Below are 12,242 nucleotides of genomic sequence, written 5' to 3' on the forward strand. Positions count from 1 at the left end.
ATTTGGAGGAATGACAAATGAGTACAGCATTAGGAATGGTAGAAACAAAAGGTTTAGTAGGAGCAATTGAAGCAGCAGACGCAATGGTAAAGGCAGCAAGCGTTAATTTAGTAGGCAAAGTACATGTAGGTGGCGGGATCGTAACAGTTCTTGTACGTGGTGATGTAGGTGCAGTAAAAGCAGCAACAGATGCAGGGGCAGCAGCAGCACAACGTGTAGGAGAGCTATTATCTGTCCATGTAATTCCACGTCCACACCACGAATTAGAAATGATTTTACCAAAAGCAGAAGCATAATTTCATGTTCTTTCAAACGCTATAGATGGAAAAATAACTACCATTTATAGAAGAGAGCTGGATCTAACTCTAGAACAGCTCTCACCTTGTCCTGATAAAATAATCAACAAAATAAAGAGGTGGCTAACATGACAACAGCAACAAAAACTTTTCCAGTGGCCATTTCGGCTCGTCATATCCATCTAAGTGAAGCGGATTTACAAGCACTTTTTGGTCCAAATGCAACCCTATCGAAAGATTTCGACTTATCACAGCCAGGGCAATTTGCTGCAAAAGAGCGCGTCTCTATTGAGGGACCTAAAGGCGTTATTCATAATGTCCGTGTCCTTGGACCTGTAAGACTAGCAACCCAAGTAGAGGTAAGCCGCACTGATGCCATGAAGCTAGGAGTGACACCACCTTTACGCCAATCAGGTGATATAGACAATTCTGCGGGCATTAAAATACTTTCTCAAGACAAAGAAATAGAGATCCAGCAGGGAGTCATCATTGCGCAAGCGCATATTCATATGACTGAGGAAGATGCCAAAGCATTGGAAGTACGCAATAATGAAATAGTTTCAGTAGAAGTTGTAAGTGATCGACCTGTCACTTTCCGAGGTGTCGTTGTACGTGTTTCCAATGATTTTAGTCTGGAAATGCACATTGATACAGATGAAGCAAATGCTGGTTTTATCGAACAGCAGGCACAGGGTAAATTAATAAAAGTATCATCGTAAGGAGGAGGCAAGATGCAAGAAAATTTAGTGCAAAAAATTGTGGAAGAAGTTCTGCAACAGGTCTTAAAAAATCAGTCTTCCCCTCCACATGACGGTAAAATTCCGATTGGTGTATCTGCCCGCCATGTCCATCTTGCACAAGCAGAAGTGGAACAGCTCTTTGGTGAAAATTATCAGCTCACACCGAAATTCGAGCTTTCACAGCCAGGGCAATTTGCTGCGGAGGAAACTGTAGTAATTGCAGGTCCAAAAGGGTCAATTGAGCGCGTGCGTATTCTTGGTCCCGCTCGTTCCTTATCGCAAGTGGAAGTAAGCTGGACAGATGCTATGAAATTAGGTCTGAAGCCACCATTAAGAATTTCTGGTGATATTCAAGGTTCCAGTCCTGTTACATTAATTGGTCCAAAGGGAAGTGTTGTGTTAAATGAAGGCCTCATTATTGCACAGGCACATATTCATATGTCCCCAGCGGATAGTGCGAGATTCCAAGTCGTAGATGGGCAATCTGTCCAAATTAAGGTAGAAGGTATTCGCCCAATTATTTTATCGAATGTGGTTATCCGTGTTTCAGAGCGCTATCGCTTAGAAATGCATATTGATACAGATGAAGCAAATGCAGGGTTAATTCAGCAAGGAACGCTTGCAGAAATCGTGCATCATCAAGTAAGTGAACCTATGATCACTGTGAAAGAGCAGTCGCCAGTCGTACAGAAAGTAGAGCAACCGTCCGTCTATCATTATGACAAAAAGCTACTTTCACAAATAGAAGTGCTCGATATCGATGCACAAGAAATTGTCGTTCCAAAGAAAACCATTGTGACAGCATTGGCTTATGATAAGCTGCGAGAGTTAAATAAAACATTAACGATTCGTTCAGAGTAGTTAGACAATGTGTGTCGCATAAAGAGGGTGAAGTTCATGCAAATGGGAAGAGTGATAGGCAGTGTATGGGCAACACGCAAGGAAGAGGGACTGAATGGTTTAAAGCTACTAATCATTCAACCTATTGATTCCAATCAACAGCCGATTCGCACAGAAATGGTTGCAGCTGATCGTATAGGAGCGGGTATTGGTGATGATGTCCTGATTACAAGTGGTGGGTCATCTCGCTATATTATGAAAGATAATCCGTTACCGATTGATGCAGTTGTCATTGGTATTATTGATTCTACGGAAGTAATGAGAGGTGAGGACAATGAGTAGCGCAATTGGAATGATCGAAACAAAAGGATTAGTAGGCTCTTATGAAGCTGCTGATGCGATGATTAAAGCGTCAGACGTCACAATCGTCAAACAAGAGTTTGTGGATGGTGGCATCGTGACGATTGTCGTGAAGGGTGACGTAGGTTCTGTACAAGCTGCAGTAGAGGCTGGAAAAGCAGCCGCTATGCGTGTTGGTGAATTATTAGGCGCTCACGTCATTCCGAGACCTGATGAAGATGTCTTTAAAATGATTAAAGGACCAGAGGCACCAAAGAAAAAGGCTGTCTCTGCACCAGCAGCAACGCGTGCTAAAAAAACAACAGAAACAACATTGGCGACAGATAATCGAGGTGAGGCATAATGGCATTTCGTAAAAATAAAATCGCTGTTATTGGAGCAGGCCACACCGGTTCCACACTGAGTTTATTTTTAGCACAGAAAGAATTAGGCGATGTAGTGCTTGTTGATATTCCAGAGGCCGAGAACCCGACAAAAGGGAAAGCTTTGGATTTGCTACAAACAGGCCCCATCGAAAAATTCAATGTGTCCATTAAAGGCACGAGTCAATATGAAGATATCGCAGGCGCGGATATTGTTGTCATTACAGCAGGTATTCCACGTAAACCAGGGATGAGTCGTGATGACTTAGTCACAACAAATGCTAAAATTATTCAACAGGTTTCAAGACAAATTAAACACTATGCTCCAAATAGTATTGTTGTTGTGTTGAGTAATCCTGTTGATGCCATGACGTATGTGTGTCATAAGGAAACAGGCTTTGCCAAAAATCGTATCATCGGTCAATCTGGTGTGTTAGATACAGCTCGCTTCAACACGTTTGTGGCGCAGGAGCTTCACATTGCACCAGAGGATGTATCAGGCTTCGTCCTAGGAGGACATGGCGATGAAATGGTTCCATTAATCCGTTATTCCTATGCAGGCGGCATTCCATTAGAGAAACTAATTCCTCAGGAACGACTACAGCAAATCGTGGAGCGTACGCGTAAAGGCGGCGGTGAAATTGTTGGCTTACTAGGTAATGGTAGTGCCTACTATGCTCCAGCCGCAGCGTGTGCCCAAATGGTTGAAATTATTATCAAAGATCAACGAAAAATTATCCCTTCTATTGCCCTATTAGAAGGAGAATATGGGTACCACGATCTCTTTTTAGGGGTACCAACTATTTTAGGTGGCAATGGCATCGAATCTGTCATCGAATTGCACCTAACAAATGAAGAACAAACAGCCCTTCAGCACTCTGCAGAGGCTGTGAAACAGGTAATTGCTATTTGCCAAAACATTGAATAGAGTAAACAGACTCTATTTTTAAATGGATCGAAAGGATCCCCAACTTTCTTTCCAATAAAACTTCATGATAGCTCAAAAAATGTTTGATTGGAAACCGAACATGACTTGAAGGCTAGTATAAATCCCCAATTATATAGAAAGCTCTCCACTATTTATGAGAGCAGAAACTGTAGCAGACTGTAAAGTTTGCTGCAGTTTTTTTATTCACAACTTATATCAAAAAAATCATAATCGCTTCTACTATAATGAAATTAGGAGGGATGTGGATGAACAACATTGTACAGGAGATGATTGATTGGATTGAGCTTCATCTATTAGAAGGATTTTCATTAGAGCAATTAGGAAAGGATATAGGTTATTCTCCTTATTACTGTTCTTTTAAATTCCATCAGACGACAGGGATGACGATTAAAAAATATAGATCACTACGTAAAATTTATCTTTCTACTATTGCATTAAAAGATCCCCAAAAGAAAATAATCGACATCGCCTTTCACTACGGCTTTTCATCGCAGGAATCCTTTTCTAGAGCTTTTAAAAGGTACTTTGGTATAAGTCCGAATGATTACAGAAAGTCTCCTCAACCTTTACAAACCTTTGTAAAGTTGAGATTACAGGATGATGGAGGATGGTTGACGATGGATATTTCTCAGAAATTTAAAATTCAAGCATTACAAGAGAAGATGAATGCGCAATACGATCAAGAGCTATTGAATGTATTAAATGGTCAAATGATGTATGAGGAGTTCGCAAAACAAAAATTAATGGGCAACAGTGATTACGTTCCTTTCAATGAAGCGATGTGTGCGAATCCAACGATTAGTCCGATTTTCAGTGAAGAATTTAATAAACTGCGTGCTATAGGGCATGAGGTGTCTTTACAGCAATATGAGCAGGTGACATTGAACCCGTTGAAGCCATTGTTAACAAATGACTATAAATGTATTGTTTTATGGTTTGGAGATGATATGTTTTGTCAGATGAATTTATTGACCGTCCTTGCTTTCCTAGAGCAACAAAGGTATCAAGGCAAAGTCTATTATTATATGGTCAAGGAAATGACCTATGATGTGGAAGAAACAGAGATAGAACTTGGACCGTATGGGGAGGTCTATCAAGAGGTCTTAATGCACCATCGTCTACCCAAGACAACGTTTATACCTGTCATGTATCAGGGCATTCAATTATTTTTCAGCTATTTAAATGAAGAGAATGAGATCACTACGTATATAAAAAAACACCTCAATCTATCTCAAAATGACCTGTTAAAGCAATTGTTTTCCCTATTTCCACACTATGGATTAGGGGATAGACAATACATCAAAATAATAGAGAAATTAAAAAAGGAATATTCTGAATAATTATCCTAGAAAGTCCGCAATATACAAAATTTTCGAAAATATGATAAACTTATAACGTGAAAAGGAGGATGAATGCATGACTGTTCAACAATTTACAGACTATGTGAAGAAAATGCAGCATTATGAGGAAGCGCTCAATGTGATTTATTGGGATATGCGGACGGGTGCACCGAAAAAGGGGTTAGCACAACGTTCTGAGGTAATTGGTACATTATCAGCCTCCTTATTTGATATGCAGACGAGTGAGGAACTAGGAGAGCTTCTAGCAGCATTAGAGGCACAAAAAGCTGATCTTGACTATGTAACACTACGTTTAGTAGAAGAAGTAAGAAAGAATTACGATCAAAATAAAAAAATCCCTGCGAATGAATATAAAGAATTCGTCATTCTTCAATCGAAGGCAGAAACGGCTTGGGAAGAAGCGAAGGCGAAGAATAATTTTGCTCTATTCCTACCATACCTAGAAGAAATCATACAATGGCAGAAAAAATTCATTCAATATTGGGGCATTAAAAATGGATCTCCATACAATACATTACTAGATTTATATGAGCCAGATATGACAACAGATGTCGTAGATCAAGTATTTGGTGAATTACGAGAGTCTATTGTGACGCTTGTTCAAAAAATTGCTCATTCATCGAATAAACCCGATACTACCATGTTATTTAAGCATTTCCCGCGTGAGGCACAGCGTGAATTATCGTTAGAATTGCTTGCTCAGCTCGGCTATGACTTCGATGCTGGTCGCTTGGATGAAAGTGTCCATCCATTCATGATTGGCTTAAACTATGGTGACGCGCGTATTACGACGAAATATGATGAAAATGATTTCCGTTCAGCTATTTTTGGCACAATTCATGAATGTGGTCATGCGATGTATGAACAAAATATTGATGAGAAGCTTGCAGGACTGCCATTAGCGACTGGTACATCGATGGGGATTCATGAATCACAATCATTATTTTATGAAAACTTTGTCGGCAGAAATGAAAAGTTCTGGGAGCATAACTACGGTCGTCTTCAGCATTTTTCACCAGCTCAATTTGGTGATGTAGCGTTAGCCGATTTTTTACTTGCCATTAATATGGTAGAACCATCATTGATTCGCATTGAAGCAGATGAACTAACATATCCATTACATATCATGATTCGCTATGAAATTGAACGTGACCTGTTCAATGGGGATTTACAGGCGAAGGATCTACCACAGGTATGGAATGATAAATATGAGGAATATTTAGGTATTCGTCCTGAGACAGATGCACAAGGAGTGCTACAAGACATGCATTGGTCAGGCGGTATGTTTGGCTATTTCCCATCCTATGCATTGGGGATGATTTATGCAGCACAGTGGAAGCATGCAATGGACAAGGATATTCCTAATTTTGATGAATTACTAGAAAAGGGAGAGCTACTGCCAATTCGAGAGTGGCTAACTGAAAAAGTTCATCAATATGGAGCATTGAAAAAGCCATTTGAATTGCTGAAAGAAGCGACAGGGGAAGGCTTAAATGCCAAGTATCTGGCAGACTACTTACAAGAAAAATATACAAAGCTATATCAGTTATAAAAAACAAGCGATTTCTCTACTAATGAGAAATCGCTTGTTGCTTTGAAAATATTCTTACCAAAGCTTAAAGCCTTTGAGCCCGCTGGTGAATTTGAAATAATTTCGAAGATTGGAATTGTGTAAGCTAATATAAATAAGGCTACTAAAATTACAAGTCAAGATTTAAAGTAAGCTACATTTCATGTTACATCAATATTTTTTATATAATGTTCAACATTATAAAGAGTCATTTTTAAATTGAACTATTGTGTTAAACAATCTGGCCAGATTGTTGAGTAAATATTTATTTGTGTAGCTTATGTATGATGAACCGTATATAGTTTTTACTTTTTGACCAATTAAAAATTTAGGGGTGATTATGGTGACACTTAAATGGTTGTGGATATTGGTTATTGCATTTTGCGTACTAGAATGGATTTCAATCCCATTCATAAGTGCATTTACAGGAAAATTGTATCAAGTAGTTGATGGTGTATTAATAATTACTTTTATTATTTATCCATTATTTTTCTTACTACTCTTTTACTATTACAAAAGGGGAATAAAAAAATTGGTGCAGTAATTTTGCTTATTCCACTAATTGTGTATGCCCCCCGTGTTAATAAGTCTTCAAACGTTGGTTAAATAATGTATTACTAATTGAGTTAACGAGGTGCTTTGTAAAACAAGAGTTTCAAAAATTATCGAACTTTAAAAATTTAATCGATGCCATTCAATAAGAGCAAGCTTTGATTATAAAGTGAAAAAAGCGATTTCTCGTTACAGAGAAATCGCTTTTTTATAGGAAGATGCGTTTGGATGCTTACCACAATTGATAGCCTTTAGAGCCGGCTGGTGAGTTTGAAATAATATCGATAATTGGTACTGTGTAAGCGAATAAAATTAAGGCTACTAAAATAACAAGCCATATTTTAAAGTTTTCTAAAATAGCTGGTGTTGGACCGCTAAGCTCATGTACATCACCTACAGGGAATTCTTCGTCACCTTTAGGTGCGAACCAAGCTAATTTCACGACGATATAAATGATCACTAGGATGGCGATAAAGAGGATTGTTCCACCCACAGCTTGCGCGATTTGATAAGGAATCCAATCGTAAGCCTGCTGAGCGCCACCATATTCTGAGTAATCTGAGCGACGAGGCGCACCAATTAGACCAGCAATATGCATTGCAGAAGACATAATCGTCATACCAGTAGCCCATAAGATACCAGCGAAATTACTAAGATTATTTAAAGACTTCGAAAGTGTACGACCTGTTAAATGTGGAATTAACCAGAATGCCGCACCGAAGTAAGTTAAAACAACAGCTGTTGCAATCGTTAAATGGAAATGCCCTGTAACCCAAATGGTATTATGAATTAATTGGTTCATTTGATAAGAGGCATTGACAATACCGCCTGCACCCCCTGGAATAAATGACACCATACCGATAAATGGTACGAAGAAACGAGCATCCTTCCAAGGTAATTTTTTAAACCAACCAAATAGTCCTTTGCCACCTAATTCACGTCCGCGTAACTCGAACATGGCAAACATCGAGAAGGCTGTCATGAGAGAAGGTACGATAACAGCAAATGTTAAAACAACTTGAATGAACTTCCATGTACCATCAATACCAGGCTCTGTTAACTGATGGTGAATCCCAACAGGAATAGAGAAGAGTAAGAATAGCATAAATGAAAGTCTTGCTAAAGAATCGGAGAAAATTTTTCCACCAATTACTTTTGGAATAATCACGTACCAAACCATATAGGCAGGTAATAACCAGAAGTATACAAGTGCATGACCAAAATACCAGAAAAGGGTACGCGATAATGCCACATCGACACGTTCAATTAAACCTAAAGACCATGGTAATAATTGAATTAAAACAGAAGCTGCAACACCAAGCGTTGCCACGAACCACATTAAATTATTAACAACTACCATAAATGATAGTAACGGGCTGCGTTGTCCACTCGCTTTATTTTCTTTGCGCCATTGGACATAACGTAAAATTTGACCTGCGCCGCCAACCCAAGAACCAACTACGACTAATGTAAGACCTAAATAGAAAATCCAATGTGCCTTTAATGGTGCATAGAAGGTATAAAGAACAGTTGCTTTATTCAATAAAACCATCGTTGCGGCAGCAGCTGTACCGATCGTCATTAACCAGAAACCAATCCAGCCAAGTCTTCTCTGAGTATCAGTGAATGTACCAGATGTTCGACTTACACTTGCAATTTGGAAGCCGTAAATAAAGAATGTAGTTAATATAAGACCGAGTAAGACACCATGAACTGTTAATACTTGATAATAACCAATGCCTGCTGGTAATGTAAATTGACCAGAACGTACAAAAACCTGTAATAAACCTGCAAGACCACCTAATAACAATGCGATAAATGCCACGTAAATATGTGCCATTGCTAGCTTTGCATCTCGACGATCCACTTTTGTCATTGAATTAGTGTGACTCATTTGAATCCACCACCTTTAGCATAGAGTGCATCATCGTATGTCCTGTACCACAATACTCATTACATACGATTAAAAACTCGCCAACCTTATTGACTTCTGTCACATATTCCGAAATATAGCCAGGCTCAAGCATCATATTGATATTCGTACCTGCAACCTCAAAACCATGCATAACATCCTCGCTTGTCGCGATAAATTTCACTTTTGCACCAAGTGGAACCTCAATTTGTGGAGGATTATAATTGAATGCAGAAGCAACTACTACCACTTCGTAATCCCAATCTTTACCTTCAACCTTATGGACACCTGGATTATCAAAAGGCGCTGTCTCTTTCACTTTCTCGTAATCTAGTGTTTTTTTACCATTGTTTGGATGGGAGCCTTGATGAAATGCTCCGATACCGAGAATGATCAGGAATGCCACTAAAGTGGTAACTCCAAACACAAGCCAGTATTTCTCATACTTATGTATGTGCATATATTTCTGTCCCTTCTTCGTAGATTAAAACCGTCCAATGAACAAATCGAAGCAGTACACCCAAAGTAAAATGATGATAATACCTACTCCAAAAACTGCATAGAGTGAACCTTTTAAATTTTCATCTGACTTCTTTTTATTTGCCATTTTTGCTCCTCCTACGCTTTTTATTGTTGTTTCTTACAGTCATCATATAAAAATCCCCTGCATTTTGATGTGAAAAAAATCACACTTCTAGAGGAATTATGTGAAAAAAGTGTGAAGAATTACGAAGAAAAAAAAACAAGCTATCTCAAAAGTCATTGAGATAGCTTGTCACCGTACTATATTTTGCTTAATTTTAGTAAAAATAAGAGATTGGTAGGAAAGTACATTCTTTTTTGTGCAAATGATAAATCTTTTGCATGTGTGCTGTCTGTTTGAGCATACAATGTCTTATTTGGAACATTCCTCAAATCTTGTTTTCTATTCTTCTTCCTCAATCGTTAATAGAACTGTTAGGGCACCGACGCTTGGGACCGAAACTGGGAGAGCAAATGCCTTTTCAAAGCCATATAATTTTGTATTGCCCACCATCACCGTTGGCGGAGTGATATCAATTTCTAAGCTTTCTTGCCCAACAGCTGTACATAAATTTCCTGCAATCATGTTACCAAATTCCCCTGTAAAGGATTCTAGCATTTCTCCTTCAAGCGGCATACCGAACATGGTACTACCGATCCCGCTGAACACTTCGGGAGAGGAGTCAATGATGACGCGTCCCTTTAAATCTCCGATTAAGCCAATTAATACGCCCATTTGTTGTTGTTGAAAGGGTTCAGAAATAATACTAGGCGACTTTACTTCTATATCCATAGGAAGAATGGTTTTTAAAGCGTGAATTGTCCCGTTTAAAATAGTTTGAAAGTACTTCGAATTACTCATCATTACCGCATCCTTTTTCCGACTTTTCTACATCTTACCATGTAAAAAGGGTAAGATGAAAGTATGTCTTGACGAATTCACATGAAATTTATAATATATTAATGAGAATGATTTTCAAATTCAATGTAAACGTCTGAAAACTTAACGAAAAATAACTAAGAAGGAGCGGTTCGCAATGACATTCGTATTGATTGGAGCAGCTGTAGTGATCTATATTGGAGTTGGAAAATACGTCATGAACCAGGCAACTGCACATTTGAAATAAGAGCTAAACAAAAGGGTATGAAGCTGCTATGCTTCATACTCTTTTTCATGTTGTTAAAAAAGAAAATAGCACGTGCAGAAAAGGGCTTTAGCAAGGCGAGAGGTGATTCCTGTTACGCCAGTGTCCATTTTAACTTACCCTCTAGAATCTGATCAGTAACACTAATCTCCTAGGAATGACGCTGTCTCCGCTTCAATTAATTAGGCTACAAAATTTTCTTCCATATTACCAATAGTGTAGGGAAAGAATCTCCTCTTTTTTACATGTTTTTGTTCGCAGGAAATATTTGTTTTTTCAGAAATCTATTGTAAAATGAAGCAAACCTTTAAGGTTATTTAAAGAAATCAGGTGACAAATATGACAAAAATATTAGTAACAGGGTTTGAGCCATTTCTTGATTATAAAATAAATCCAACGATGCAAATTGTGGAAGAATTAAACGGAAAGAAAATAGATTGCTATGATATCGTCGGACGAATTCTATCTGTAGATTTTCAGCAATCAGCGGAGCAATTAAAACAACATATAGAAGAAGTGAAACCACAAATCATTATTTCATTAGGATTGGCTGGAGGACGTTTTAAAGTAACACCAGAGCGCATTGCTATTAATGTGAAAGACGGAGAGCCTGATAATAATGGCTATACACCAGTTGATGAGCGTATCCATGAGGAGGGGGCAGATGCTTATCTAACAAACTTACCAATTCGCAGTATGGTAAATCGTTTGCAGGCAGAAGGATATCCAGCGGAAATCTCTAATACAGCGGGTACATACTTATGTAATAACATTATGTATGAGGGGCTTGCTTATGCACAGCAACATGAAGGGGTTCGTGCTGGCTTTATTCATATTCCAGCATCATTTGAGCTGGCAATCCAACATGGCAAAATTCCCGGCTGGAGTATTAGAGATTTAGTAGCTGCGGTACAGCTTTGTATTGAGGAGACGGCACGTGCAACCAATCATTGATTTTCCGCATTCAATGTGGATTAGTCAACATACTATTCGTTTTGCATTCAAAGAGGAAATTTCCCACTCAAACTTTCACGCGGTCCAAGCGTTTAATCGGTTTCTGAAACAGCAGCTACAGCATCACCTAATTGAAAGTGTTGCAAGCTACCATACAGTAACAGCTTATATTAAACAAAAAATAGATATTGAACGTTTAAGGTCGCAGTGGCTTGAGATGCAAGCCTCCACAACAATTAATAAAGGAACGAATCGACTTTTAAAAATACCCGTCTGCTATGATGAGGAATTTGCTTTAGATCAAAAGCGTGTCATGGATTTCACAGGTTTACCTTTTGAGGATATTAAAACTTTGCATATGTCCAAAAGCTATTATGTTTATTTAATCGGCTTTTTACCAGGCTTTCCTTACTTAGGTGAGCTTGATGCTAAATTATTTGTGCCCCGCTTACAGAAACCAAGGGCATCTGTATCAGCGAGTTCAGTTGGGGTTGGTGGTGGACAAACAGGCATCTATCCTGTTGATTCACCTGGAGGCTGGAATATTATAGGGAAAACACCTTTGGATTTATTTCATGTTCATGGCAAAGAGCCATTTTTATTTGAACTTGGTGATGAAGTTCAATTTTATGAAATAACCAAACAGCAATTTTGGGAAGTAAAAAGCAAAGGAGTGTAG

At 38.5% G+C, this 12,242-nt stretch carries 14 protein-coding genes; 10 read left to right on the top strand and 4 right to left on the bottom strand.

The genetic code is table 11. The features are described from left to right. Positions 1–17 precede the first annotated feature (17 nt). The 8 genes from LBYS11_RS07505 to LBYS11_RS07540 all read left to right on the top strand — a co-directional run bounded on the left by LBYS11_RS07505 (position 18) and on the right by LBYS11_RS07540 (position 6,460). Positions 18–296 (top strand): BMC domain-containing protein, encoded by a 279-nt coding sequence (locus LBYS11_RS07505; protein ID WP_004269321.1) that lies wholly within the window; start codon positions 18–20, stop codon positions 294–296. A 128-nt stretch (positions 297–424) separates the two neighbouring features. After that, positions 425–1,015 carry a phosphate propanoyltransferase gene (locus tag LBYS11_RS07510; RefSeq protein ID WP_103117763.1) on the top strand — a complete coding sequence of 197 codons (591 nt, stop codon included), beginning with the start codon at positions 425–427 and terminating at the stop codon, positions 1,013–1,015. Between the two features lie 12 nt (positions 1,016–1,027). Continuing rightward, entirely contained in the window at positions 1,028–1,897 is an 870-nt protein-coding gene (locus tag LBYS11_RS07515) for a phosphate propanoyltransferase (protein ID WP_009370493.1), read from the top strand. 36 nt (positions 1,898–1,933) lie between these two features. Next, on the top strand, positions 1,934–2,218 hold the full coding sequence (locus LBYS11_RS07520; RefSeq protein WP_004269324.1) for a EutN/CcmL family microcompartment protein: 285 nt from the start codon (positions 1,934–1,936) through the stop codon (positions 2,216–2,218). Continuing rightward, on the top strand, positions 2,211–2,579 hold the full coding sequence (locus tag LBYS11_RS07525) for a BMC domain-containing protein (protein ID WP_048390006.1): 369 nt from the start codon (positions 2,211–2,213) through the stop codon (positions 2,577–2,579). The genes LBYS11_RS07520 and LBYS11_RS07525 overlap by 8 nt, the downstream gene beginning before the upstream one ends. Next, on the top strand, positions 2,579–3,526 hold the full coding sequence (mdh, locus tag LBYS11_RS07530; protein WP_016991928.1) for a malate dehydrogenase: 948 nt from the start codon (positions 2,579–2,581) through the stop codon (positions 3,524–3,526). Before LBYS11_RS07525 ends, mdh begins: the two co-directional genes overlap by 1 nt. 266 nt (positions 3,527–3,792) lie before the next feature. Continuing rightward, positions 3,793–4,887 (top strand): helix-turn-helix domain-containing protein, encoded by a 1,095-nt coding sequence (locus LBYS11_RS07535; RefSeq protein ID WP_103117764.1) that lies wholly within the window; start codon positions 3,793–3,795, stop codon positions 4,885–4,887. A 76-nt stretch (positions 4,888–4,963) separates the two neighbouring features. Beyond that, positions 4,964–6,460 (top strand): carboxypeptidase M32, encoded by a 1,497-nt coding sequence (locus LBYS11_RS07540; RefSeq protein WP_103117765.1) that lies wholly within the window; start codon positions 4,964–4,966, stop codon positions 6,458–6,460. Positions 6,461–7,262: 802 nt separating this feature from the next. Here the strand turns inward: LBYS11_RS07540 and LBYS11_RS07550 are convergent. From LBYS11_RS07550 to LBYS11_RS07560, 4 genes are all read right to left on the bottom strand, one after another. Beyond that, positions 7,263–8,924, bottom strand: coding sequence for a b(o/a)3-type cytochrome-c oxidase subunit 1 (locus tag LBYS11_RS07550; RefSeq protein WP_048390013.1), 1,662 nt, complete (start codon positions 8,922–8,924; stop codon positions 7,263–7,265). Further along, on the bottom strand, positions 8,911–9,402 hold the full coding sequence (locus LBYS11_RS07555) for a cupredoxin domain-containing protein (protein WP_004269330.1): 492 nt from the start codon (positions 9,400–9,402) through the stop codon (positions 8,911–8,913). Before LBYS11_RS07555 ends, LBYS11_RS07550 begins: the two co-directional genes overlap by 14 nt. Positions 9,403–9,426: 24 nt before the next feature. Continuing rightward, entirely contained in the window at positions 9,427–9,549 is a 123-nt protein-coding gene (locus LBYS11_RS23935) for a hypothetical protein (RefSeq protein ID WP_009370491.1), read from the bottom strand. Positions 9,550–9,867: 318 nt separating this feature from the next. Continuing rightward, positions 9,868–10,326 (bottom strand): chemotaxis protein CheX, encoded by a 459-nt coding sequence (locus LBYS11_RS07560; RefSeq protein WP_048390015.1) that lies wholly within the window; start codon positions 10,324–10,326, stop codon positions 9,868–9,870. A 622-nt stretch (positions 10,327–10,948) separates the two neighbouring features. Between LBYS11_RS07560 and pcp the strand changes: the two genes are divergently transcribed. Together pcp and pxpB are read left to right on the top strand one after the other, a co-directional pair. Then, positions 10,949–11,563: a pyroglutamyl-peptidase I gene (pcp, locus tag LBYS11_RS07565; protein WP_103117767.1), complete on the top strand. Its 615-nt coding sequence runs from the start codon at positions 10,949–10,951 to the stop codon at positions 11,561–11,563. After that, positions 11,547–12,242 carry a 5-oxoprolinase subunit PxpB gene (gene pxpB, locus LBYS11_RS07570; protein ID WP_103117768.1) on the top strand — a complete coding sequence of 232 codons (696 nt, stop codon included), beginning with the start codon at positions 11,547–11,549 and terminating at the stop codon, positions 12,240–12,242. Before pcp ends, pxpB begins: the two co-directional genes overlap by 17 nt.

Origin of the sequence: Lysinibacillus sp. YS11 (assembly GCF_002896375.1) — a bacterium.
Lineage (GTDB): Bacteria > Bacillota > Bacilli > Bacillales_A > Planococcaceae > Lysinibacillus > Lysinibacillus capsici.